At 42.8% G+C, this 25,101-nt stretch carries 27 protein-coding genes; 14 read left to right on the plus strand and 13 right to left on the minus strand.

Annotated elements, in window-relative coordinates:
* The first annotated feature begins 32 nt into the window (after positions 1 to 32).
* Positions 33 to 986: a DUF1735 domain-containing protein gene (locus J4N22_RS15290; protein WP_207495992.1), complete on the plus strand. Its 954-nt coding sequence runs from the start codon at positions 33 to 35 to the stop codon at positions 984 to 986.
* 102 nt (positions 987 to 1,088) lie between these two features.
* Positions 1,089 to 1,403 carry a DUF3467 domain-containing protein gene (locus J4N22_RS15295; RefSeq protein WP_207495994.1) on the plus strand — a complete coding sequence of 105 codons (315 nt, stop codon included), beginning with the start codon at positions 1,089 to 1,091 and terminating at the stop codon, positions 1,401 to 1,403.
* A 98-nt stretch (positions 1,404 to 1,501) separates the two neighbouring features.
* On the opposite strand, the gene J4N22_RS15300 is transcribed toward J4N22_RS15295, so the two are convergent.
* Both J4N22_RS15300 and radC read right to left on the minus strand, forming a co-directional pair.
* Positions 1,502 to 1,876 (minus strand): four helix bundle protein, encoded by a 375-nt coding sequence (locus tag J4N22_RS15300; protein ID WP_207495996.1) that lies wholly within the window; start codon positions 1,874 to 1,876, stop codon positions 1,502 to 1,504.
* Between the two features lie 165 nt (positions 1,877 to 2,041).
* Entirely contained in the window at positions 2,042 to 2,728 is a 687-nt protein-coding gene (radC, locus tag J4N22_RS15305; RefSeq protein ID WP_207495998.1) for a RadC family protein, read from the minus strand.
* A 161-nt stretch (positions 2,729 to 2,889) separates the two neighbouring features.
* Here radC and J4N22_RS15310 point away from each other — a divergent pair, with 161 nt between their 5' ends.
* From J4N22_RS15310 to J4N22_RS15330, 5 genes are all read left to right on the plus strand, one after another.
* On the plus strand, positions 2,890 to 3,855 hold the full coding sequence (locus J4N22_RS15310; protein WP_207496000.1) for a ribose-phosphate pyrophosphokinase: 966 nt from the start codon (positions 2,890 to 2,892) through the stop codon (positions 3,853 to 3,855).
* 28 nt (positions 3,856 to 3,883) lie between these two features.
* Positions 3,884 to 4,465, plus strand: coding sequence for a 50S ribosomal protein L25 (locus J4N22_RS15315; protein WP_207496009.1), 582 nt, complete (start codon positions 3,884 to 3,886; stop codon positions 4,463 to 4,465).
* A gap of 147 nt (positions 4,466 to 4,612) precedes the next feature.
* Complete coding sequence (gene pth / locus J4N22_RS15320; RefSeq protein ID WP_207496011.1) at positions 4,613 to 5,194, plus strand: aminoacyl-tRNA hydrolase; 582 nt, start codon at positions 4,613 to 4,615, stop codon at positions 5,192 to 5,194.
* A 97-nt stretch (positions 5,195 to 5,291) separates the two neighbouring features.
* Positions 5,292 to 5,903: a fumarylacetoacetate hydrolase family protein gene (locus J4N22_RS15325; protein ID WP_207496013.1), complete on the plus strand. Its 612-nt coding sequence runs from the start codon at positions 5,292 to 5,294 to the stop codon at positions 5,901 to 5,903.
* A gap of 233 nt (positions 5,904 to 6,136) precedes the next feature.
* On the plus strand, positions 6,137 to 8,203 hold the full coding sequence (locus J4N22_RS15330; RefSeq protein WP_207496015.1) for an alpha-ketoacid dehydrogenase subunit alpha/beta: 2,067 nt from the start codon (positions 6,137 to 6,139) through the stop codon (positions 8,201 to 8,203).
* Positions 8,204 to 8,714: 511 nt separating this feature from the next.
* Here the strand turns inward: J4N22_RS15330 and J4N22_RS15335 are convergent.
* A complete protein-coding gene (locus J4N22_RS15335) occupies positions 8,715 to 9,176 on the minus strand; it encodes a YqgE/AlgH family protein (RefSeq protein ID WP_207496017.1) in 462 nt (153 codons plus the stop codon).
* A 326-nt stretch (positions 9,177 to 9,502) separates the two neighbouring features.
* Here J4N22_RS15335 and J4N22_RS15340 point away from each other — a divergent pair, with 326 nt between their 5' ends.
* The 4 genes from J4N22_RS15340 (at position 9,503) to J4N22_RS15355 (ending at position 12,111) form a co-directional block, all read left to right on the plus strand.
* On the plus strand, positions 9,503 to 9,961 hold the full coding sequence (locus J4N22_RS15340) for a Gmad2 immunoglobulin-like domain-containing protein (RefSeq protein WP_207496019.1): 459 nt from the start codon (positions 9,503 to 9,505) through the stop codon (positions 9,959 to 9,961).
* 230 nt (positions 9,962 to 10,191) lie between these two features.
* Entirely contained in the window at positions 10,192 to 10,620 is a 429-nt protein-coding gene (locus J4N22_RS15345) for a hypothetical protein (RefSeq protein WP_207496021.1), read from the plus strand.
* A 33-nt stretch (positions 10,621 to 10,653) separates the two neighbouring features.
* The gene (locus J4N22_RS15350; protein ID WP_207496023.1) at positions 10,654 to 11,589 is read left to right on the plus strand and encodes a phospholipase D-like domain-containing protein; all 936 of its coding nucleotides are present in this window, start codon (positions 10,654 to 10,656) and stop codon (positions 11,587 to 11,589) included.
* A gap of 45 nt (positions 11,590 to 11,634) precedes the next feature.
* Positions 11,635 to 12,111, plus strand: coding sequence for a DUF2628 domain-containing protein (locus tag J4N22_RS15355; RefSeq protein WP_207496025.1), 477 nt, complete (start codon positions 11,635 to 11,637; stop codon positions 12,109 to 12,111).
* A gap of 98 nt (positions 12,112 to 12,209) precedes the next feature.
* Here J4N22_RS15355 and J4N22_RS15360 read toward each other — a convergent pair whose 3' ends face one another.
* Positions 12,210 to 12,662: a DUF6799 domain-containing protein gene (locus J4N22_RS15360; RefSeq protein WP_207496027.1), complete on the minus strand. Its 453-nt coding sequence runs from the start codon at positions 12,660 to 12,662 to the stop codon at positions 12,210 to 12,212.
* Between the two features lie 227 nt (positions 12,663 to 12,889).
* On the opposite strand from J4N22_RS15360, the gene J4N22_RS15365 reads away from it, so the two are divergent.
* Positions 12,890 to 13,969: a serine hydrolase domain-containing protein gene (locus tag J4N22_RS15365; protein WP_242692254.1), complete on the plus strand. Its 1,080-nt coding sequence runs from the start codon at positions 12,890 to 12,892 to the stop codon at positions 13,967 to 13,969.
* A gap of 4 nt (positions 13,970 to 13,973) precedes the next feature.
* Here the strand turns inward: J4N22_RS15365 and J4N22_RS15370 are convergent, their stop codons facing one another.
* The gene (locus J4N22_RS15370; RefSeq protein ID WP_207496029.1) at positions 13,974 to 15,632 is read right to left on the minus strand and encodes an alpha-amylase family protein; all 1,659 of its coding nucleotides are present in this window, start codon (positions 15,630 to 15,632) and stop codon (positions 13,974 to 13,976) included.
* 194 nt (positions 15,633 to 15,826) lie between these two features.
* Between J4N22_RS15370 and J4N22_RS15375 the strand changes: the two genes are divergently transcribed.
* Both J4N22_RS15375 and J4N22_RS15380 read left to right on the plus strand, forming a co-directional pair.
* On the plus strand, positions 15,827 to 17,419 hold the full coding sequence (locus J4N22_RS15375) for an alpha-amylase family glycosyl hydrolase (RefSeq protein ID WP_207496031.1): 1,593 nt from the start codon (positions 15,827 to 15,829) through the stop codon (positions 17,417 to 17,419).
* 47 nt (positions 17,420 to 17,466) lie between these two features.
* Positions 17,467 to 18,048: a hypothetical protein gene (locus tag J4N22_RS15380; RefSeq protein ID WP_207496033.1), complete on the plus strand. Its 582-nt coding sequence runs from the start codon at positions 17,467 to 17,469 to the stop codon at positions 18,046 to 18,048.
* A 72-nt stretch (positions 18,049 to 18,120) separates the two neighbouring features.
* Here the strand turns inward: J4N22_RS15380 and phoU are convergent, their stop codons facing one another.
* The 8 genes from phoU to J4N22_RS15420 form a co-directional block, all read right to left on the minus strand.
* Positions 18,121 to 18,798, minus strand: coding sequence for a phosphate signaling complex protein PhoU (phoU, locus tag J4N22_RS15385; protein ID WP_207496035.1), 678 nt, complete (start codon positions 18,796 to 18,798; stop codon positions 18,121 to 18,123).
* Between the two features lie 11 nt (positions 18,799 to 18,809).
* Positions 18,810 to 19,562: a phosphate ABC transporter ATP-binding protein PstB gene (gene pstB, locus J4N22_RS15390; protein WP_207496037.1), complete on the minus strand. Its 753-nt coding sequence runs from the start codon at positions 19,560 to 19,562 to the stop codon at positions 18,810 to 18,812.
* A 6-nt stretch (positions 19,563 to 19,568) separates the two neighbouring features.
* Positions 19,569 to 20,432: a phosphate ABC transporter permease PstA gene (gene pstA / locus J4N22_RS15395; RefSeq protein WP_207496039.1), complete on the minus strand. Its 864-nt coding sequence runs from the start codon at positions 20,430 to 20,432 to the stop codon at positions 19,569 to 19,571.
* A complete protein-coding gene (pstC, locus tag J4N22_RS15400; protein WP_207496041.1) occupies positions 20,429 to 21,304 on the minus strand; it encodes a phosphate ABC transporter permease subunit PstC in 876 nt (291 codons plus the stop codon). Before pstC ends, pstA begins: the two co-directional genes overlap by 4 nt.
* A gap of 9 nt (positions 21,305 to 21,313) precedes the next feature.
* Positions 21,314 to 22,297 carry a PstS family phosphate ABC transporter substrate-binding protein gene (locus tag J4N22_RS15405; protein ID WP_207496043.1) on the minus strand — a complete coding sequence of 328 codons (984 nt, stop codon included), beginning with the start codon at positions 22,295 to 22,297 and terminating at the stop codon, positions 21,314 to 21,316.
* Between the two features lie 142 nt (positions 22,298 to 22,439).
* The gene (locus tag J4N22_RS15410; protein WP_207496045.1) at positions 22,440 to 23,144 is read right to left on the minus strand and encodes a hypothetical protein; all 705 of its coding nucleotides are present in this window, start codon (positions 23,142 to 23,144) and stop codon (positions 22,440 to 22,442) included.
* Positions 23,145 to 23,246: 102 nt separating this feature from the next.
* On the minus strand, positions 23,247 to 24,407 hold the full coding sequence (locus tag J4N22_RS15415) for an App1 family protein phosphatidate phosphatase (protein WP_207496047.1): 1,161 nt from the start codon (positions 24,405 to 24,407) through the stop codon (positions 23,247 to 23,249).
* A 140-nt stretch (positions 24,408 to 24,547) separates the two neighbouring features.
* Entirely contained in the window at positions 24,548 to 25,072 is a 525-nt protein-coding gene (locus J4N22_RS15420) for a hypothetical protein (RefSeq protein WP_207496048.1), read from the minus strand.
* Between the last annotated feature and the right edge of the window lie 29 nt (positions 25,073 to 25,101).

The following is a 25,101-nucleotide window of genomic DNA, read 5'->3' on the forward strand; positions in this document are numbered from 1 at the left end:
GCTACAAATTCATTACAAACTAAATGCAAGACATGAAACTCAATAAGCTGCCCATATTATTAGTGATGTTGCTGTCAATGACAGCATGCAGAAAAGACATCAGGACTGTGCCTGAGGTAAACTACGAAGGTGGGCCAATGGTTAACTTCAATAATTATTATGATAATGAAGGAAGGCCAGGATATAAAAAGGCTGAGATAGCACTGAAGGATACTTTCATCAGTGCCAATATAGAAATCAAACTTTCCAATACCACCGAGCCTGCATCGCAGGATATAAAAATCTACCTGAAAAAAGTAGATGCGCTGGTTACAGATTACAATACTCGTTTTGGAACGTCGCTTACGCCGCTGCCTAATTCTTCAGCAGCTGCTAAATTCGATTTTAGTGAGCCTGTCATCATAAAAAAGGGTCAACGAAAAGCAACAGTTCCATTTATGGTGAATGCACTTTTGCTGAACCTGAATGTTATTAATGCCATTGGTATTGCAATAGACAGGGTAGAAGGTGCAGCTATAAATGCAGGGCCTGAAAGCAGGTTGGTAGTAGAGTTTGGTGCAAGAAATAAATATGATGGTCGTTATTCCGTTACAGGAACTTTTGTTGACAACACCAATGCTACCTTTACCGCCTTTTATCCATTAGAGTGGGAACTGGTGACTTCGGGTGAACATAGTGTGATAGTGTACGACAATGAGCTGCTCGGTTTCCCGGGATATGTTTTTCTTGCTGCAGGTTCGCCTACCTACTATGGCAACTTTGGCCTGGAAGTTAATTTTGATCCATCTGGTAATGGCAATATTGTAAGCGTTACTAACTATTACGGTCAGCCATCTCCAAACAACCGCTATGCACAACTCGATCCTACTGGTATAAATAAATGGACACCCACCAAGATCGACATCAAGTATAACATGCTGCAGCCAACACCAACTACTGTGCGTTCTGTTTTCACCGAAACATGGACCTACTTAGGCCCTCGCTAGCAGATTGTAGCTGAAAATAATAATGAAAATGGCTGCTACCTGCAGCCATTTTTTATTGGTAAAAAACATTTACCTATACCTTTGCCACTCAATTTTTAAGACATGTCTGATCAACAAGCACCGAATAGCCAACTGAATATAGAAATCACAGAAGAAGTAGCAGAAGGTACATATGCCAATCTTGCTATTATTACCCATAGCCATGCAGAATTTGTAATGGACTTCGTGAACGTAATGCCTGGTACTCCAAAGAGCAAAGTAAAAAGCCGCATCATTTTTACACCTATGCACGCCAAGCGTTTTTTAAAAGCTTTAGAAGATAATGTAAATCGTTACGAAGCCGCCAATGGTCCAATCAAAGACCTGGAGCAGGTAGAGATACCGCTGAATTTTGGAGGACCGACGGCGCAGGCGTAGTTGGGTAGATTTGATGCTAGATTGAGGAAAGAGGATACTGGATAGTAGATACTAGATCGGAAACTGTTAGTTCAGCACGTAGGTTATGAATTGTGAGATTATTTGATGCTTTGATGTTGGAGCTCTACAGCTTGAAGGAAGGAATTTAGTTTCTTTCCTAGCAGTTTTACGTTCTGTTCTATAGCTGTGTATTTGGCTTCGTCTGTCAAAGAATGCGTATCCCATAGATTTTCAAGATGGTCAAGAGTTTCATCATTTGATGAGATTGCATATACGAGGAACTTTATCCAGTCTTGTTTATACCTTCTTCGTCCGTAGCCTTCCACGATACAGGCCTTGGTAGTCTTGCTGGATCTTCTGATTTGCTGCGCTTCTTCAAATTGTTCAAACTTGGGAAGCTGCAAAGACATTGCATGCACCTCGATCACAACCTCCCTCGCCAGCCGCCAAACTTCAAGATCTTTGTAGTTCATCTTATAATAGGTTTAAGTTCATCAAACTTCAATAGTTAGCACCTATAGAAGTAACTGGTGACACTTTATCAGCAACACTAACTATCATCAATCCAGCATCCGCCATCGGACCATCTAGCATTAACTCATCCAGCATCCAGTATCCATCATCCACCATCCAGCACCCTAAAGAATCCCCTCATCCGCAAAGCTGTAAAATCCTTCTTCGCTTACGATGATGTGGTCGAGGACTTTGATGTCGAAGTAGGTGGCGGCGGTTTTTATTTTGTAAGTAAGTTCTTCGTCTTGCCGGCTGGGGCGCAGGCTGCCGCTGGGATGATTGTGGCAAAGAATAATGGAGGTGGCATTGTGCTCCAAAGCCTTTTTTAGAATGATACGCGGATCAGCAATAGTGCCGCTGATGCCACCTTCGCTGATGGTTTCGTAGTGATTGATCTTGCTGGCTTTGTTCAGGTACAGAACCGTGAAGACCTCGTGCTTTTTGTATTCGATATGTGCCTTTAGAAAGTTTGCAACATCGCGGCTGGAGGTTACGCAATCTTTTTTATTTTCTTCCATAGCCCGCCTGATGCCTAATTGAAGTGCAGCAGCCACACTTACTGCTTTGGCAGGTCCCAGACCTTTTATCTTCATATTTACCATGTCTTTTACCGAAAGCGAACCCAATCGCTGGAGATTATTACCGGCAGCTTGCAGTAACTCTTTCGCCAGGTCCACTGCGCTTTTTTGTACCGTACCGTTTTGAAGTAGAATAGCTATCAATTCTGAATTGGTGAGTGCATCTGCTCCTTTGGCTAACAGTTTTTCTCTTGGCCGGTCATCCTCGGCCCATTGCTTAATGGTTGAAGACATTTTTTCTTTTAAGATAGAAATTTGAACTTATTAATCAATGCTTTTATACCTGCGTCTATATACCTTCCAATCATATTTCTATCTCCAAACATTGGCTCATCTTCAAGAAACCTTCCCCGAAACAACAAAGGGTTTCCTATCTTCGCGGCACATTTCCAGTTATGAATCCTTCTATAAAAATCTTCTCTGGTACAGGTTCACAATCGGTTTCTACTAAAATTGCGCAACGCTTCGGGGCTCCTCTTGGAAAAATCAACATCCAGAAATTCAGCGATGGTGAGTTTCAACCGGTGTTCATGGAAAGCATCCGTGGCGATTATGTTTTTTTGATTCAAAGCACCTGTGCACCTACCGATAACCTGATGGAGTTGTTGCTGATGATAGATGCAGCTCGCAGGGCTAGTGCTTACAAGATCATCGTGGTAATGCCGTATTACGGCTATGCGCGGCAGGACAGGAAAGACAGGCCACGTGTGGCGATAGGTTCCAAACTGATAGCTAACCTGTTGGTTGCCGCCGGTGCCGACAGGGTGATAACCATGGACCTGCATGCACCACAGATACAGGGCTTCTTCGACATACCTGTAGACCATCTTGACTCTTCAGCCATTTTTATACCTTATATAGAAAAACTTAAGCTTCAAAACCTTACTTTTGCCGCCCCTGACGTGGGTAGTACCAATCGTGTAAGGGAAATTGCCAGCTATTTCAATTGTGAAATGGTGATTTGCGACAAGCATCGCAAACGCGCCAACGAGATAGCCAGCATGGTGGTAATTGGTGATGTGACAGGCAAGGATATTATTCTTATAGACGATATATGTGATACCGGCGGAACCCTTGCAAAAGCAGCTAGTCTGTTGAAAGACAAGGGCGCAAAGAGTGTAAGAGCACTTTGTACACACCCGGTTTTAAGTGGTAACGCTTACGAGAATATAGAGAATAGTGTACTGGAAGAACTCGTGGTTTGCGATACCATTCCAGTGAAAAGAGAAACGAAGAAGATCAAAGTTCTTTCTGTTGCTGACCTTTTTGCTATAGCAATCAGGAATGCATACGAAAACCGGAGTATTACCAGTCTTTTCATCCACAGCCAGCTGAAAGCGCGCCGCGGAGAAAAGATTTAACAATGTCATTTTTTTTAAACACACAATAATGAAGACAATTACAATCGAAGGACAACTGAGGACCGGCAAGGGCAAAAAAGACACCCGCCAACTCCGCTCTCAGGAACTTGTGCCTGGTGTAATTTACGGGGGTGCCCAGGAAGTGAGCTTTGCAGCTCCTGCCAAAGCTTTCAAGCCGATCGTATACACCAGCGAATTCATGAAAGCTGAAGTAAATGTTGATGGAACTTCTTATACCTGCATTTTGAAAGACCTGCAGTTTGATAAGGTTACAGATCAACTTTTGCACATAGATTTTCTTGAACTGGTAGAAGATAAGAAAGTGATCGCTACATTGCCTCTTCACCTTACAGGTACACCTACAGGTGTTAAAGCTGGTGGTAGATTGGTAGTAAAAATGAAGCAGCTGAAAGTAAAAGCTTTACCTAAAGACCTTACTGAAGCTATCACACTTGATATCTCTAACCTGGAATTGAACGGTAACGTTCGTGTAGAAGACGTGAATGCTGGTAACATGGAAATCCTGAACAGCCCACGTATTCCTATTGCTTCTGTAGTAATGACTCGTCAGCTGAAGCAAGAAGAAGCCAGCGAAGGAAAGAAGAAATAATTCTTTTATACCTTATACAGGAACCCGGCCAGTGCCGGGTTTTTTTGTTTTATATGCTGTTTAGGTCGTAAATTTTCAGCTAGTCTTTTGATTTTGTTGAACTTGCGAATGCCACAGTTTTTGCTAATCAACTATTTTTGTCGACCTATGAATAAATTCCTGATTGTTGGCCTTGGAAATATTGGTAGCGAATACGCGCATACACGCCACAACATAGGCTTCGATGTGCTGGATGCATTTGTTCAGAAACATGGAGGCAGCTTTGCCAACAGTCGCCATGCCCATGTAGCAGAAGTACGCTGGAAGGGCAAGATCTTTATTTGCATTAAGCCTACCACCTATATGAACCTGAGTGGCCGGGCATTCAAATATCATTTTGATAAAGAAAAGCTAGACCTTGAGCAAACGCTTACGGTAGTGGATGACCTTGCGCTACCTATTACTAAACTAAGGCTTCGTGGAAGTGGCAGCGATGCAGGTCACAATGGATTAAAGGATATACAGGCTACTGTAGGTACAGATAAATATCCCAAGTTGCGGTTTGGAATAGGCAGCAATTACAAGAAAGGAGCACAGGTAGATTTTGTATTGGGTAGATGGTCCGACGATGAGCTGCCTGTCATTAACAAGAAAATTGACAAGAGTATAGAAGCCATCGAAAGTTTTGCAGCAGTTGGAATAGCACGTACAATGAACCTTATAAATACCTGGGAGGCCACAATAAATTGAGATTCCTGCGTTATATATCAACATTAAAATATCATCAACATAATCGCTCAACCCCCTCCCATGATTATCTGGTGTATTGTTTTAAAATTTCAAGACTATGAAAATCTTCTGCGTTGGTAGAAACTATGTAGATCATGCCAAGGAGTTAGGTAATGATGTACCCACAGAACCTGTAATATTTATGAAGCCGAAAAGTGCGTTGCTTCAATCACATACACCGTTCTATTATCCTGAGTTTAGCAATGAATTGCATTATGAAGCGGAGCTTGTGTTACGTATCTGCAAGAATGGAAAATACATTCCGCAGCGACAGGCAAGCAAGTATTACAATGCTATAACGGTTGGTATAGATTTCACCGCCCGTGATGTACAGCAAGAACTAAAAAAGAAAGGTCTTCCCTGGGAAAAAGCAAAAGCATGGGACAATTCAGCCGTTGTAGGACAATGGAAAGATGTAACTGCAGACATGCAAAAAAAGCCCATCAACTTTAGCATGAAGAGTAATGGTGAATATGTTCAGAAAGGTCTTTCCTCTGATATGCTCTTCCCGTTCGATGAGATCATATCACACATCTCAAATTACTTCTCATTAAATATTGGTGACCTTATTTTTACCGGTACACCTCCAGGTGTAGGCGAGTGTGTAGTAGGCGATATATTAGAAGGTTTTTTCGAGCAGGAAAAAGTGTTTGAGCTAGAGATAAAATAATTGCTTTTGATAAATAACATGAAGTATGATCATCATTGTGGTCATACTTTTTTTATATACCAGATTTTACTTGAAGCATTTCTTATATGGTTTAAAAATAAGCCCAAGCAATTATGTAAATATGAAAAAGCTAGTGCTGCAGTAAAATGCAAGGCGATGTTGTACAACTTCATGCAGATACTTCTTTAACCGCTATTTTTACAGCGATTGCTTAAATACTGTACTACTACTACATGCTAACTCCCGATATACTACTCCTTGCCTATAAAAGAATGGTCACTGCCAAAGCGATGGCAGACACTTACGAAGCCAACCGCTCCATTTGCAAATATGTTCATTCTACATCTCGCGGGCACGAGGCAATACAAATAGCCACTGGTATGCAACTGCTGCCATGCGATTTTGTAAGCCCGTACTACCGCGACGACAGCATTATGTTGTCTGTAGGATTTACTCCTTATCAACTAATGCTTCAGTTGCTGGCAAAGGCCGATGATCTTTTCAGTGGTGGTCGTTCCTATTATTGTCATCCATCCAGTAAGGCTGATGACAAGCCACGTATCATTCATCAAAGCAGTGCTACAGGAATGCAGGCTATACCTACTACGGGTATAGCACAAGGTATACAATACCTGGAGCAGACGCAGTCGCCGCTGCTGAAACGAGGTAGTGGTGGAGAAGCGCCAGTGGTTATATGCTCATTGGGTGATAATAGCGTGACCGAAGGGGAAGTAAGTGAAGCTTTTCAATTTGCTGTTTTGAAGCAACTGCCCATCATTTACCTGGTGCAGGACAATGATTGGGGTATAAGTGTAAGCGCTGCAGAGGCTCGTGCCATGGATGCCTATGAATATGCAGCTGGTTTTAAAGGAATGGGTCGCATCACCTGCGATGGCAATGATTTTCCTGCCAGCTACAAGGCGATGCACGAGGCTGTGCAATATGTACGTGCTGAGAGAAAGCCGGTACTGGTGCATGCTAAAGTGCCTTTATTAGGTCATCATACAAGTGGGGTGCGGCGTGAGTTTTACCGTAGCTCCGAAGATCTCCAAAAACATGCAGCAAACGATCCGCTGCCAAAACTTCGTGATAGGCTATTGCAGGAAGGAATTAAAGAAGAGCAGCTGCAGCAAATTGAAGCAGATGCCGCAGCGGAAGTTAAGCAGGCTTTTGAAGATGCATGTGCTGCTGCCGATCCTTCACCTTCTACCGTTTCAGATCATGTTTTTGCTCCTACGCCAGTTACAGAAGAGAGTGGTGAACGTACACCTGCTAAAGGTGAAAAAGTGATAATGGTTGATGCTGCACTTCATGCTATAGAAGAATTAATGCAGCAACATGAAGAAGCCTTGTTATACGGCCAGGATGTAGGCAGGAGACTGGGTGGTGTGTTCAGGGAAGCTGCTACACTTGCTGAAAAATTTGGTGATCATCGTGTATTCAATACTGCTATTCAAGAGGCTTATATCATTGGTAGCACCATTGGTTTATCAGCATTAGGATTAAAACCTTTTGTTGAAGTTCAGTTTGCTGACTATATCTATCCCGGCCTCAATCAACTGGTGACGGAGATATCAAAATCCAACTACCTGAGCAATGGCAAGTACCCAATAAGCATGGTGCTGCGTGTGCCAATAGGTGCTTATGGTGGTGGTGGTCCATATCATAGTGGCAGCGTAGAGAGCACCTTGCTTACCATCAAAGGCATTAAGGTGTGCTATCCTTCCAATGCTGCTGATATGAAAGGTTTGTTGAAGGCGGCTTATTACGATCCTAATCCGGTGGTAATGCTGGAGCATAAAGGGCTTTATTGGAGTAAAGTTCCAGGAACGGAAGACGCCAAAACCATAGAGCCTGCTGCCGATTATGTGCTGCCATTAGGTAAAGGAAATATTGTGCTGCACGCCAGTGAAGAGAAGGTGGCATCAGGTGAAACAGCTTGTGTTATTACTTACGGTATGGGTGTTTACTGGGCAAAAGCAGCCGCAGCTAAACTGCCAGGGCAGGTAGAGATAATAGACCTGCGCACCTTATCTCCACTGGATGAAGAGCTGGTAGAAGAAGCGGTAAAGCGACATGGCAAATGCTTGTTACTTACAGAAGAGCAATTGACAAATTCATTCATACAAGCGCTTGCACATCGTGTTACAAAAAACTGCTGGCAATACCTTGATGCACCCATCGAAACCATGGGCGCACTTGATCTTCCTGCTGTACCTATTAACCTTGTGCTCGAAGCAGCTATGCTGCCTACTGCTGATAAAGTTTATGAAAAGCTGGTGGAACTATTGAAGGCCTGAAAAACAAAGAGCCGATCGGTATCGTAACTATGTTATCTATGACATTATGTCCCTATGTGTTGAATAAGGATTGTTAACACATAGAGACATAGGTACAGTAGAGCACATAGAATAGTATTAATAATCTTTTGAGGCAGTTAACGTTGATCATCTCCTATGTTATCTATTATCCTTGATCCTATGTGTTGAATGAGGATCTATAACACATAGAGACATAGGTACAGTAGGGCACATAGATACTTATAAACTTTTGAGGCATTTAACGTTCATCATCATTCCTATGTTATCTATCATCCTATGAACCTATGTGTTGAAAAAGGAGTTGTAACACATAGTGTCATAGGTACAGTAGGGCAAATAGAATACTTATAAACTTTTAAGGCATTTAACGTTCATCATCCTTCCTATTTTATCCATCATTATATGATCCTATGTGTTGAATGAGGATTTATAACACATAGAATCATAGGTACAGTAGGGCACATAGTTATTTACTGTTCCTTATTTGCTGCTACGTAAATAAATCGAACACAAAGCCTTCATCTTCCACCACTGTCCAGCTGCCTTCATCTATCTCAGCTTGTAGCTCGCCGGTATCCCAACCACAATAGCCAATAAAGATCTTGATGTCTTTTGTGCTGATACTTCTGCTGCTGATTCCTTCAATGACTTGTTTGAAGCTACCACCTATGAAGAGACCATTTGCTACCGGTTCTCCGCCTTCCACAAGGTCTGGCCGTTGGTGAATAAAAAACACGTGTTCCTGGTCTACAGGTCCACCACTATACAATGGAAAAGGTGGCAGATGTTGATATTCCTCCAGCTCATTCAGGTTTCTTGAAAATGGCTTGTTTAGCATAAAACCTACGGCACCATCATCATTGAGTTCAGTAACTAATATAATAGCATCTTCAAATACTGTTGCTTCAAGTGCTTGCGTGCTTTTAATGATCGTTCCTGCCTTTAGTTTCATATTGGCAATATAAGGGGAAATCAAAGGTGACAGTGACTTAGATGAAGGTAGAAATTTTCACTACTTTCAATACTCAAAAACCAGGACATGGAACAAAATAATTTTGTACAAAATCCTACTAAAAAACAGGCTATAGTTGTGTTTTCTGTTTGGTTGTTTGGTATTACCTGTAGCATGTTGGCTCAAACAAACCTGTTCACAAAAAATCCCTTCAAGGGTCCGGTTTTCAACCTTAATTTTTTGAACATCATTTCTACTATGGTGATGAATGTTGTTGTAGTGAATTATATAAGAAACCGTAGAAGAGCCAAAAATAAAGCGCAGCTATGAAGCAGTTATTTTTCCTACTCTTTATGATGGTTTTTTTTACCAGTTGCAACAACAGCAATGAACCAAAACAGGAAAATTCTCCTAGAGACACATTCGTTAAAAAAGATACTGAACCTCTGCGCGATACAGTGGAAGTGGATAAACCTGCTTCTAAGCCTTACAGCAACGAGCGCTTCAGGAACGTAACGGTTGAGAAAGTAGGAGAGAACGAATACCTGGTGAAGGGACAGGCACAGGTATTTGAAGCCTCATTTAGTTGGGTGATAGAAGATGGCCATAATGAGCTAAAGCAGGGGCATGAAATGACAGATGCCGGGGCACCAGCCTGGGGAAATTTTTCTTTTAGAGTTCAAGCCAAAAAGGAAAGATCGAATTCTGTTCTGCATCTTATATTATATGAAGCAAGTGCTAAAGATGGAAGCAGGCAGCATTTACTGCCTATTCCGCTTCGCTGATAATATCCCCTGATTTATCATCATCTAGCTTTATAGAAACGGTGCCATCATTTCTTTGTTGTAGTTATTGTTATCCCCATTTTATTATCTGAGATAACAGTGCAGAAATCTTTTTAGCACTAAAGGTCTCAGAAGATGTTGCTGGTGCACTTCCTCATTATTTTCATTCTTATATTGTTGTTTCGATTGCTGATGTAGCTGCTTAATTATTGACACCAAAACCCCTGAATATGAATCCTGTTTTACGGAACGTTCTTGCTTTTATTGCCGGCGTTGTTGTTGGAAGCATTGTTAACGGAGGGCTGATAATGATCAGCGGATCTGTTATTCCTCCTCCTGCCGGTGCCGATGTTACTACTACCGAAGGTCTGCAGGCTTCCATTCACCTGTTCGAGCCTAAGCACTTTATCTTCCCCTTTTTAGCACATGCAGTAGGCACTTTTGTGGGTGCATTGGTTGCTGGTAAACTGGCTGGAAACAGCAAAATGAAGATCGCGCTGGGAATAGGTTTCCTGTTCCTGGTGGGTGGTATCTCAAGCACATTTATGATACCTGCACCAACCTGGTTCATCGTGGTAGATCTTGTGTTTGCTTATATCCCTATGGCGTATATAGCAGGTAAACTGGTAGCAGGAAAACGTACTCCCGTGTATTCATGATTTCCCCAACAAAACTAACCTAAACCAATGGCCATGATAGAACAAGTAGAATTTTTATTTGATGATCAACTGGTAAATGCATTAATAAAATTGGTGAGAGGCGCAAAGACAAAACTGCTTCTTATAGCACCTTCCATTGATCTTGACGGAAGAATAGTTGATGCATTATATGAAAAGAAGGCGCTTCACAATTTCCAATTATTGGTTCTTTGTACTCAAAACCAGGAGACCAGGCAGTTAAACATTGAACCAAAAAGTTTGACTGTTTTAAAAGATTTTCCTGATGTAGAGTTACGTGTAAACAGCAGGCTGCAGGCTAAGTTTTACCTCAGCGATTTTGAGTATATCATGACGAGTTTGGACCTCTACAACTTCTCTACTACAAGTAATATAGAAGTAGGTATACGATCAGAATATGCATCGCGTGGTATACTGGGTAAAGCTTTGAATGTAACAGGCGACCTGATAGGGCAGGGCATAGATAAGGTGAAGCAGGATGTAATAGGCATGGAAAAAAATATTAGCCCGATAGAGAAGTTTCAGCAGGTTTTTGAAGCTTCAGAATTAAGATACAAGAACAGGCCATTGGTGGTAGAAAAAGGTGGCTTGAACGGATTGTTTGGAGGAAAAAAATTGCAAGGATATGATGTGCTGGTAAATGATCTTGAACCAACTGTTACTGCTGAACCTGTTATTGAACCAATTCCTGTAGCAGCTGAGCCTTCAGTGCAGGAAATAGCTGCAGAGCCAGTGAGGACAGAGAACCATCTTTCAGCAGCGCAACTGAGCAAAGCATTTGGTGTACAACCAAATGACATCAACAACCTAATGCAGCGGCGCGGCTTAATTCACAACGGTTATATTACACAATTAGGTAGTTCAAAAGGATTGATACAAGAAACAGCAATGGGAGAGACTTCAATACTGTTTCCAAAAGACCTGGAAGAACTAAATGAATTCAGGTTTTAGAGCATGTAGTAATTGAAACTTTTCTTATTCATCAACTAAACTTTTATGGATAACGCGACTTTATATTCCGCCTATTTTAAGAGCGATAGCGACTACTACCTTACAAGGCTACAGCAATACCGCGAAGGCCGAAAGATGTCCTTTAACGGCTATGCCTTCTTTTTTGGTGTTCTATGGTTCATGTATAGAAAGATGTATGTAGAGGCCTTCATCATTCTCTTCCTGATCATTGTTGAGGGAGTAATAGAAGAGGTGCTTTTGGAGTCGGCAGGTGTACCAGGTTCATCAGGTGTGAATGTTATATCTACCATTGTTATAGCGTCTATACTTGGTGTAATAGGTAACTCACTTTACATGAAGAAGGCGCAAAGGGTAGTAGCAAAGGCTAAAGAAGAAAATACTGATGAGCAAAGCATGCTACAATACCTGCAGGAGAAGGGAGGAACAAGCTATTCTTTCGTACTGTTGATCGTTGTTGTCATTGCTGCAGTTGTAGCTTATTTCTACTCATTAAACAACTGAGTTAGCAAATTCAGCGCTCATTTCACTGCAAAGGTTTTAAATAAAAAAGTGTCTGCCACTGAAATGGCAGACACTTTGTTTTCTTTGATCATCTTTTTTTAGCGCCTTGTGCTATCGCCATCAAATACGTCTCTTGTTTTTTCTCCAACTTTATCAGCTGCTCTTTCTACAGCATTACCAGCATCGCGTGCACCTTCTTTAGTGGCATCCCATGCATTATTTATAGCACGGCCTGTTCTGTCAAAAAAGTCACCAGTTCTGCTTACTACTTCTCCATCCTGTAGCCTTACTTCACGATCTTCCCTTCTTACGCGGCCATCTCTTGATACAACTGTACCATTCTCCAAAGTCACATCATTATCAGCATCTGTCCAGTTACCGTTGCGGTACACTCTTAACCTGTTGTCCCTGTAGGTAACATCACCATCTGAAGGAGTGCGATCCATTGTGGTATTCTCTGTAGTTGTTTCTGTAGTGGTGGTATTATCCTCACCTGTGTTGCATGCCGTAAAAGTGATGGCTGCTAAAGCAATTACAAATAATTTTTTCATAAGATCATTATCAAGTGTTTTTCCAGGTATGATAGTTCTTATTTATACCTGCACATGATCAAGATTCATATAAATTTCCATGCCATTGGCAAAGCACAAGCAGATAGTTTTTATAGTCAAAGCATACTAATCCATTAACTATTGCAGCTTCTATATTAAACTATATCAAGCTTTTACTGTCTCTGCTGCTGCACCTACATTTGTAATTGAAACAACCCTCAACTAACATGCGTTCACTTAATCTCCTTCTTTTGCTGCTGCCTTTTTTGTTTGTGCAATGCAAAAAAGAAACAGCAGTTGTCAGTACAGCTTCTATGTATTTTCCTCCAATAGGAAACGCAGGTTGGGAAACAACAACACCTGCATCATTAGGATGGAGTGAAGCAGCACTTAATGATGTCTATAGCTTATTGGAACAGAAGAAAACAAAAGCCTTCATCATTCTGAAAAATGGCCGCATTGTATCGGAGAAATATTTTGGAAGCTTTACTACTGACAGTAGCTGGTATTGGGCTTCGGCAGGTAAAACGCTCACTGCATTTTTGGTAGGTATTGCCCAGCAGGAAGGAAAAATAAATATTGATGCGCGTACATCACAATATTTAGGTACAGGTTGGACCGCTGCACCTTTAGCTAAAGAAAACCTCATCACTGTAAGGCACCAGCTTTCTATGACATCTGGCCTTGATGATATGGCCGCTACTGGTGCTGATTGTACCTTGCCTTCGTGCCTGCAGTACAAAGCCGACGCTGGTACTCGATGGTCCTATCACAATGCACCTTATACTTTGCTGGAAAAAGTAGTAGAGGCTGCCACTGGAACTTCTTACAACGCTTACTTTCAACAGAAGATCAGGGACAGGATCGGGATGAATGGGCTGTGGGTAAAAGTGGATAACAACAATGTATACTTTAGTACACCACGAAGCATGGCACGCTTTGGTTTGCTTATGCTCAACAAAGGAAAGTGGAACAGCACCTCCATCTTCTCCGACACAACCTACTTCAATAACCTGGTGAATTCTTCTCAAACCCTCAACCCTTCCTACGGTTACCTCACCTGGCTGAATGGCAAAGGCTCATATATGATGCCTACGCTACAGTTCTCATTCAATGGAAATCTAGTACCCAATGCTCCAACTGATATGTATGCAGCTTTGGGTAAGAACGACCAGAAGCTTTATGTAGTACCATCTCAACAACTGGTAATTATTCGTATGGGTGAAAGTGCTGGTAACAGTATGCTGGCAGCATCCACTTTTGATAATGAGCTTTGGGGCAAATTGAAGACACTACTGAAATATTGATCTGCTATCTCTTCACCTTGTGATGCTCGTAAGGGCTGGCAAGATCGTCTGCGCGGAACCAGCGGTAGCCGTATGCTTCCAGTATAATAGCATGTTCCTGTTTTTCCGATGCGATGCTTTCTTCATTGTTCATCAGGTCTATCAGTTTTTTGTGCCCCGACTGTTTCTTCTTTATTACTATCTCCTGCGGCTCGTCTTTAAAGTTGTGAAATATGAATAACGAATTCTCCCTCCAGTTGTACCTCATCCCCAGTACATGTTCAAAACCGGTGTCTACTATTTCCCAATCACCATGTCCAATTTCCGGGCATTCTTTGCGTAGCCTTATCAGCGCCGTCATCCAGTTGAGCAACGAAGACGGGTCGCGACGCTGATGTTCTACATTCACATGTTTATAAGAATAGTAACCTTCTTCAACAACGGGATGAACAAGCTTGGACGCCTTCGAAAAACCTGCACCCGCATCAGCAGACCATTGCATAGGTGTGCGTATGGCCTCCCGTTCAGGAAGCTCCAGGTTTTCGCCCATACCTATTTCATCGCCGTACCTGATCACTGGTGTACCTGGTAAAGAAAACATCAGGCTATAAGCTACCTCTACCTGCTGACGGTTACCAAGCATAGGAGCTAGTCTTCGGCGAATACCGCGGTCGTATAGCTGCATGTTTTTAGCAGGTCCAAATTTTTGAAAAACCTTTTCTCTTTCTTCATCTGTTAGTCGCCCCAGGTCCAGTTCGTCGTGGTTGCGTAGAAACTGCGCCCACTGGTTATATGGAAAGATCTCCTTTGTCCTCATCAGCGCATCCACCAGTGGTTTTACTTCGGCTGTTGCCAGTGTGTAAAAAGCATATTGATTCACAAAAAAATTGAACATCAGGTGTATGCCGTCACCATTCTCGCCAAAGTAGTTCTTGCTTTCTTCAGGTAAAACATTTGCTTCGCCTAAAAAGACAGCGTCTCCTTTTCGCCATTGCAAAAAGCGACGCATTTGTTTCAGGTATTCAAAACGCATCTGTGCCTTTTTGCCTGGTGCCGGTGCTTCCAGTATAAAGGGAACTGCATCTACCCGGAAGCCATCTACACCCAACTGCAGCCAGTATCCCATGATCCGCTCAATTTCTTTACGCACTTCAGGATTGTCTGTATTCAGATCAGGCTGGTAGTGGAAAAACCGGTGAAAGTAATAGGAGTTGGTTTTTTTCTCCAGTGTCCACGTCGTCTCTTGCACCCCGGGAAACACCATGCCTTCGTCGGCATTGGCGGGCTTTTCATCAGACCATACATACCAATTGCGGAAGCGCGCATCCTTGCTTCTGCACGCATTGATGAACCATGGATGTTTATCCGACGTATGATTTACCACCAGGTCTATGATCACTTTAATTCCTAGCTTTTTGGCTTTATAAATAAAGTCAACAAACTCGCCACTGGAGCCATGCCTTTCGTCCACACCATAATAGTCGTATATGTCGTAGCCGTTGTCTTTGTTGGGCGTAGGCTGAAAAGGTGCCAGCCAGATGGTATCCACACCTAATGCATGGAGATAATCAAGGCGCGCCGATAGCCCTTCAAAATCACCTGTGCCGTCACCGTTTGCGTCCATAAAAGTTTCTAAGTCCAGGCTGTAGATAACGGCGTTTTTATACCATAATTCATCTTCCATGAGTGCATTTTTTGTGTGAATGACCCGTACGGCAGCAAAAGAAATACCATGCATCCTGCAGTGCCAGGTGTAGAGCAGAACAGCCATCCATCGCAGTAAGTGCATAGGGAATTATTTATGCAACTGCAGTTTTTCCAATGGCATCGTTTTTATCGCTCTACAGTTTCTTTTCGGTAAAATATAAGCTTCAGCATATGGATCAATCACGCTATCTATGGTGGCAGTCAGGTGTTATTTACCAGGTTTACCCGCGTTCTTTCCAGGATAGTGACGGTGATGGAGTAGGTGACCTGCGAGGGGTGATCAGCCGTCTTGATCACCTGGAATGGTTGGGTGTAACAGCAGTCTGGTTGTCGCCCATCTACCCATCGCCTATGGCAGATTTTGGATATGACATTGCCGACTACACAGGTATACATCCCATGTTTGGATCATTGGATGATTTTGATGAACTGTCGCAGGAGCTGCGCAAGCGAAACATGAAGCTTATTCTTGACCTGGTGCCCAACCATACTTCTGATAAACATCCATGGTTTCTTGAATCACGTTCTTCAAGAAACAATCCCAAAAGAGACTGGTACATCTGGCACGATGCCACGGCAGATGGTAATCCTCCCAACAACTGGCTAAGTGTGTTTGGCGGTAGTGGCTGGGAATGGGATGAAGCCACAGGACAATATTATTACCATGCATTTTTAAAAGAGCAACCAGACCTGAACTGGCGCAACCCTGAGGTGCAGGAGGCTATGTTCAATGTAATGCGTTTCTGGCTGGATAGAGGTGTGGATGGTTTTAGGGTGGATGTGATGTGGCATATGATAAAGGACGAGAAGCTGCGCGACAACCCGGTGAACCCTGACTACCAGCAGCACATGGCTACTTACGAACAGCTGTTGCCTGTGTTCTCTACCGATCAGCCGGAGGTGCACGATATAGTCCACAAAATGCGGGCGGTACTGGATAGCTACGACGAGCGCATGATGATCGGCGAGATCTACCTGCCCATTCACAAACTGGTGACCTATTATGGGGTAGATAATAAGGGTGCGCATCTCCCTTTCAACTTTCAGCTATTGTCGCTACCGTGGAATGCTGCTAAGCTAGCAAATGCAATAGACGAATACGAGGGTGCATTGCCTGATTCAGGGTGGCCTAATTGGGTGCTGGGCAACCACGATCAGCCGCGTATCACCAGCAGGGTTGGCGTGCAGCAGGCACGGGTGGCAGCTATGCTGTTGCTAACACTACGTGGCACTCCTACCATCTATTATGGCGATGAGATAGGGATGACAGATGTGCCCATTCCATTTGATGAGGTACGCGATCCGCAGGGGCTAAACATGCCGGATAAGAACCTGAGCAGGGATCCATGTCGTACACCAATGCAGTGGGATGACAGCCAAAATGCGGGCTTTACTAAAGGTCAACCATGGCTAAGGGTAGATAAGGCTTATAAACGTGTGAACGTGGCTGCAGCCAAAGATGATCCCTTTTCTATGCTAACGCTGTACAGGAAGCTGGTGCACTTGCGACAGCAGGAGTCAGCGCTGCATGTGGGCGATTATGTCACTGTGTTTAGCGATCAGCAAATACTGGCCTATAAGCGCAGCTTTGAAAACATGAGTTTCCTTATTGTGCTCAACCTGTCGCACAGGCCATGCTATTTTAACGCAGGCAACTTGCGCGGTGTCATTGAACTGTCCACTTCTCCAGAATTAGAGGGAGAGCAGGTTCATAACACAATTTGCCTGAGCGGTGATGAAGGCATTGTGGTGAGACTGCAATAGCTGGCGACTGCCGTATATTTGAAGATGTTGAAACTATTTATAGCAGCTTGCTGACGTTTAGCTGCCTTTGGTTTACCTCGTGCACGCCAAAAGTTACCGCTGCAAAAACTTCTGCTTCTACAGGTAATCAAACGGCGTTTTGGTCGGCGCTACAGTCACTATGCGGTAAGGCTTACGCGGGTAAGGTAATCAACGCACCTGCCAATGATACAGTTTTCAAGAACAAGACGCTGGTGATGCACGTGCGCAGCTGCGGCGAAGGATTGATACGCATTCCTTTTGTAGTAGGTGAGAACAGGTCGCGGACGTGGGTGTTTAGAAAACAAGAAAACGGTCTTTCTCTTCACCACGATCACCGCCACGAAGATGGAAGTGAAGATGCGGTAACACAATATGGTGGAAGTACTACCAATGCAGGCTCGGCTACTGTACAGGTATTTCCTGCTGATGAGCAGACTGTGCGGATATTGCCAGCTGCCTATGGCAATGTATGGTGGGTGGAACTGGTTCCGGGTGAATATTTTACCTACAACTTAAGGCGGCTGGGAACCGACAGGTTGTTCAGTATACGTTTCGATCTGAAGGATACTATCCCTTCACCAGCAGCACCGTGGGGATGGAAAGACTAGGAGCTGGTTTTTTATTAAAAAGAAAAAGCATGAACCACGTAAAATCTAATAATTGCCGATCAGCAGCCCGTATTATATTTCATTGTCTGTTCCTTTGTTGCCATGCTTCAGCACCTTGGCCTCTTTATAAAAAACGATCTCTTCGGCAATATTAGTGATATGATCACCTACACGTTCAAGTTTACGAATGATGGACAATTGCAGTAGTGCCTGCCTGATTTTGTCAGGATGGTTCCTGCAATATTCTTCTACAATAGGTGTAACGGAACTGTTGATATCATTCAGGAATTTATCGCGTGAGAAAACAGAACGTGCAAGCTTAGTGTCATCATTTATGTAGGCGTTGCCCACGTCGTCAAGCATATGACAGCTCATATCGTACATCTTGCGCAGGCTTATCTGTTCCACCAATTCTTCATCAAACTGTTTCTCGCCAAGTATCACCAGTTTGGAAATGCCTTCTGCATAATCGCCAATACGTTCCAGGTCACCATTTATTTTAAGTGTAGCAAATACAAAACGCATATCGTGTGCAACGGGTGTAAGTAGAGCAAAAATGTTTTCGCAATCTCTATCAATCCGTAGCTCCATTGCATTCACCAGTTTTTCGGTGTGCAGTACCTCGCTGGCAAGATCTTCATCTTTATCAAACAGGGCGTGCATGCTTTTATTCAGCTGGCCTTTTACCAGTTCCACCATTTCCGAAAGTGTTTTACGCAGATCGCGTAGTTGATCGCTTAAATGTGTCATGATGTTCCTTTTTATCCAAAGCGGCCGGTTATATAATTCTGTGTTCTTTCCTTTTCAGGGTTTGTAAACAGCTTACGTGTATCATCGAATTCTATTAATTCTCCCGAATAAAAGAAAGCAGTTTTGTTGCTCACTCGTCCTGCCTGCTGCATGTTATGCGTTACTATTACTATGGTAAATGAACTCTTCAGGCTATAGATCAAGTCTTCTATTTTAGCGGTAGATATAGGATCAAGAGCGGATGCAGGTTCATCCATAAGCAGTACAGTAGGCTCTACAGCCAGTGCTCTAGCTATACATAAACGCTGTTGCTGCCCGCCCGAAAGTGATAATGCAGACTTGTGCAGGTTGTCTTTTACCTCGTCCCACAGTGCTGCTTTTTGTAGCGACTCTTCTGCTTTTTGCTGCAACAGCTGCTTGTTGTTCAAGCCTTTTATCTTCAGTCCATACACCACGTTCTCAAAAATGCTTTTTGGAAAAGGATTGGGTTTTTGAAACACCATTCCGATGCGCTTGCGCAATTCATACTCATCCATTTCATCCCCATAAATCTCTTCGCCATCAAGCAGGTAACTGCCTTCTATCCTGGTATTATCTATCAGGTCGTTCATCCTGTTGAAGCAGCGCAGCAGCGTAGACTTCCCACAACCAGAAGGCCCAATGAAAGCTGTGACAGCATTTGGCTCTATACCCAATGATATATTTTTCAGCGCCTGCTTTTCGCCGTACCAGAGATTTGCATTTTTTGTTTCCAGTTTATACATGATGTATTAATACTTAATTCTTTTATACCACTTGTTGCGTATGTAAATGGCTATGCCATTCAACAGGAATGTGATCAATAACAATACAATAATACCTGCTGCAGCGTTCAGTACAAATCCCGGTTGTGGCCGCGATACCCAATTGAACACCTGTATGGGCAGCGTGGTAAATTGGTCTCGTGGTCCTTCAGGAATAAAAGGTACATATACTAAAGCACCTATCACCAATAATGGAGCCGTTTCGCCCACTGCCCGTGAAATCGATAAAATGATGCCTGTAAGAATTCCTCCCAATGCTGATGGTAAGACAACACGTTTTGTTGTTTGCCATTTGGTAGCGCCCATTCCATAAGATGCTTCGCGGAGCGAATTAGGTACAGCCCTGATGGCCTCGCGGGTAGCAACTATTATGATTGGTAAAATCAGTAATGCAAGAGTGAGCGCTCCAGCTATAAGGCTGTTGCCAAAGCCTGCCAGTCGAACAAACAATTGCAGGCCAAGAATACCATAAATAACAGATGGTACACCGGCCAGGTTCGCAATGTTTATCTCTACAAATTTTGCAAAACGGTTTTTTACACTGTACTCCTGAAGGTATACACCAGCAGCTATACCAATAGGTAAAGCTATAATGATGGTAAAAAAAAGTAGGCTTAGCATTCCTGCAAGCGCAGTAAGAATACCCGACCGTTCTGCATGCCTTGAAGGAAGATTTGTAAAGAAGCTCCAGTTGATGCGGCTCATTCCCCTGGAGAAGATGTCTATTAATAATACAGCTAGTATAGATAAGGCAAATATTGTGAGGCAAAAGGCCACAATCTTAAATGCTTTATCCTTTGTTCGTGCCGGACTTTTTTTACGCTTACTCATTCATACTTATTTTGAAACCTCCGGCGCATCCAGAAGCTAATGTTATTTAATATGAACGTAAACAGGAACAAGGTCATTCCTGCGGCAAAGATGGTGCGGTACTCCAGCGAGTCTTGTGGTACATCGCCCATGCTTACCTGTACTATATAAGTGGTAATTGTTTCTACCGATTCTTTTGGATTGAATGTAAGATTGGGTTCTTGTCCTGCAGCTATGGCTACAATCATGGTTTCGCCTAAGGCACGCGATATAGCCAATATTACAGAGATGATGATGCCTGACGATGCAGCAGGTATCATTACTTTAAACGCGGTTTGAAATTTTGTGGCACCCATACCATACGATGCTTCACGAAGAGAACCCGGAACAGCACGCAGTGCATCTTCGCTAAAAGAAGTTATGTAAGGGATGATCATTACACCCATTACCAAACCGGGAGACAGGGCATTGAAGCCCCGCAGGTCGGGGATGAAAGTTTGTAAGAATGGTGTTACGAACTGCAGTGCAAAAAAACCATACACTACAGTGGGAATAGCAGCCAGTATTTCCAGTATAGGTTTTACCATAGAAGTGAATTTGGATGTAGCATATTCATTTAAATAGATAGCTATGGTAAGGCCTAGTGGTACTGCAAAAAGTATAGCAATGGTTGTGGTAAGTAAAGTGCCTGAGAGCAGGGGCAAAATTCCAAAGTGCTTATCAGCAAAAAGAGGTGTCCATTGGGTATCGGTAAAAAATTCAACAATGGAAACTTCCTGGAAGAATTTTACCGTATCAATGGCAAGTACGAGTATGATACCAATGGTAGTAAGAACGGTAATGAAGCTGCAGGCCATCATCACCCATTCGATCATTTTTTCTTTTGTGCGCATGCCTTGTAGTTAAAGCCCTTCTTTTAACAATGCTACCAGGTCGGCACCTACAGTAGAGCGATTAGCAAACATAGATCCCTGTTTATTTTTTAAAAACCTTTCGTACGAAAGTTGGTAAGCCTCCGGCTGTAATGGTACATAACCAATTTCACGAACCAACGCCGGAGCCTGCTCCATATAAAACCTGATAAAATCTTTGATGACCTGTGAGCCCGCAGACCGTGCATTTACATAAATAAATTCGGGCCTGGACAGCGGAATGTACTTGCCATTGCTGATGGTGGAGTCATTTGGCAATACCCGCTCTTTTCCATTGTCAATAGGTACCAAACGAAGTCGCTGTTTATTTTCTTCGTAATACGCCAAACCAAAATAGCCGAGCGAACCTTTATCTGACGAAACACCTTGTACCAATACATTGTCATCTTCGCTTGCTGTATAATCGCCACGCGATGATTTGGATTTGCCTACAATAGCTTCTGTAAAATAATCATAAGTACCCGAAGATGTGCCTGCACCATAAAGCCGCAGCGGTACATCAGGAAAAGAAGAACGTACCTGTTTCCACGATTTTATTTTTTCCTGTGCCGCGGGTTCCCATATTTTTTTCAATTCATCTACTGATAAGTAATCCACAAAATCATTGGCAGGACTAACTACCACAGCAAGGCCATCGTATGCCACAGGTATTTCAATAAATTGGATGTTGTTTTTTTTGCAGGCTTCTATTTCACTTTTTGAAATAGGGCGAGATGCATTGCTGATATCGGTTTCTCCACGGGCAAATTTTTTGAAGCCGCCACCGGTTCCGGAAACGCCTACTGTTATCCTGATATCGCTGTGATCATTCCTGTATTCTTCTGCAACGGCTTCGGTGATTGGGTATACTGAGCTGGAACCATCAATTGATATGCGGCCGTTGTATTGTTTGAAGCAACCTGTCGTTAGTAGAACAACTAAAACAAAGACAGTTAATGCTTTTATGAAAGCCATAGGTATATTGTTGCACCTGCATCTGGTTCTTCAGGTACTACAGCAGCATAAAAATTATGCCTTTGCCACCCATTAGTCTGCAGGTAACAATTTCATAATACGCTAAACGAGCCTTTTACAATGACAAGTTGCAGGTAAGAACCTATTGTTTGCTTTTCTTATCGTTGGAGAAAATATTCCAGAAGCCTTTGTTTTCGCCGCTTGCTTTTTGCTTTTCACGTTCTCTCTTTCGCTTCTCTCGTTCACGTTTCCGCTCCTTCTTTTTCTGCATTGTTTTGCGGTCCCAGGTAAATTTATTCTCCACAGGAAAATAGTAGCGCAACGACATGTACAGGGTGTTTGCTTCAACCGGCTTTTCACCAGGAGCTGTTTTATCCTTAGTAAGTATGGTAAGACCATTCACCAGGTGAAGCCCCAGTATGCGAAATCCAACGGATGGTCCAAAGCCAAAGCGATGTCCATTTTGGAAGTTGGTAAAATAATTTAAGTTGGCGCCATAGGTAAGATTTATCCTGCCGCGTTTCATCCACATGCCGGCTTTATAGCCCAGCACGTTGCTACTAATGTTATATTCAAGATTGGTGGTTGCGCCTATAATATGTGGCTTTAGCAGACTTATTTTTCGCCAGTGCGCTTCTCCACCAAGTTCTATTGAAGTGAACCTTCCGCGCTGCAGGCCAAGTATCATCCCCGTGTTGCGCTGGTATAGTTTTCTGCCAAAGATGGGAGGGATATAAGCGTAATCATAAGCTGTAACAAAAGATTGCTGGTAAGCAAGATCATTAGTAACAGGCTGCGCATATGCAGCAATAGAAATAAACAGGAAGAACACAGGGAGTAGCTTCATAGAAACGGTTACAACATGAGCAATAATGAAGGCTAAACTAGCAAATGACTGCTGCTGCCATCCAGCTTTAACAAATAGAGCTAGCAAAGGATGTTTTAGTTACTAAAGAATAGTTGCCTCTTCTTTTCCCGGCGCTTCTCCTTTGTCTTCTTCTTTATCGTGTTCTATTGCAGGAATAGCTTCTGTAAATATCAAACCATTTTGTGCCGCATGTTCTGCAGCCTCTACTGTATCAGCTACTATCAGCATTTCCACCTCGTGTTCTTTTACTGAGGCAGAAACTTCCACTGCTACCTTTTTTCGCTTTTCCAGTTTTACATCGCGGATATAGATGGCTAGTATCCGTCCCGGAAATTCCTTCACTACTTCACGATATATAACCGGGTCTTCCTGGCCACTGTCACCAATTAAAATGAACTGCAGCTGCGGGTACGAGTGCATGATCTGCCGGATCTCTTTCAATTTATGCCCGAGGTGGTCGTTACCTTTTACCGAGTCTTCATCCAATCCAAAATCGCGAAGCATGATCGGCCCTTCTGGTATATCGTTCAGGTCAAGAAAATCTGTTAGCAGGTCGTAAAGATTCCATGGGCTGCTGCTGACATAAAAGAACGGGTTGTTCTTCTTGCCATTGCGGCCTAATTGCAACGATCTATAGAATTCTGAAACACCTGCAAACGGTAATCTTGTTTTTGCATTGTTCAGAAATGTTGTTCTGCTCATGGCCAGCAGGTTGGTGGCAGTGGTTTCTACTATGGTATCATCTATATCGCTTATGATGCCATATTCAGCATCTATAGGTGGTATCATTACTTCTGCTGTAGCTTGAAGACCTTGTTTATAGGGTATAGGTGCATGTAATAGTTCAACCGTTATAGGATGCCACAGGTCTTCGTTGATAATGCTGGTCTTGGGGTGAATGTTCAAAACGAAATAACCTTCTTTATCGGTGGTAACCTCGTATTCTTCACCTGGTAAAATGGCTTTCAATTTTGCATCAGGCACTTCATCACTTTCAAAGCGCTTGTACATATTCAGCAGGTTGTTCCACACAGTGTCTTTGTCATCAGCACTTGCTATTTTTTTATCTTCCAGTACTCGGCCTTTTATATACACGCGATCTGCTGTGCCATAAGTTCTATATGGCACGATCTGCACCGGGTCATTCAAACCCAATCTTCTTTTTATGTTGAAACGCAATTCATCCCACCTATCTTCTATAGCAGATGCAGTTCTAATGATGTTCTTTTTTATACTAGCCATGCAAGGTATTTTTCCTATTCACCAAAGTTCCATGCCACACGACATTTTGAAACTGTTAGTGCATTGTATACAAAAAATAAAGGGTCACCTGTAGTGACCCTTTTCCTTATTTCATTCAAGTTAAAATTCAGCTATCGATGTTATTGTCTTTTTATAACTGTATCCTCTGTTTTAATCTTTGTTCTGCCGCTGCTTGCGTCATACTTTACCTTAGTCTCATCACCATCTTTCATTTTCATATCACCATCGCTGTCCATTTTAGTTCTCCATCTTTCTTCATCTAAAGTATACGTGTTGTCATTGCCCCTGATGAGGTAATTGTTTACTCTATAACCATACATGTCGAAAGTGTCCCTGGTAGAAGGATTGTAGAAGAAATATGATAATGGTTCATTTGTCTCGCTATTCATCAGTGTTTGCGACTGTGTATTGCGAGTTATTCTTACTGGTTTATTTGTCCTCAAATCCATATAAGAACCACTTTCGTCAAATGAACTGTTGATAGAACGTCCTGATTGATTTTGATCAGTACCAGATGTTGTTGCTCCTGTATTAGTAGTGTTATTTGCTGTGGAGTCTTCTGTAGATGTCTCAGTAGTTGATTCGTTGCACGCTACAAATGATAGCGAAGCAGCAAATGCAAGTACCATGAATTGCTTTTTCATATGTGTTATTTTTTGACTGATGAAGTAAA

It is taken from the genome of Aridibaculum aurantiacum (genome assembly GCF_017355875.1).
GTDB lineage: Bacteria > Bacteroidota > Bacteroidia > Chitinophagales > Chitinophagaceae > Segetibacter > Segetibacter aurantiacus.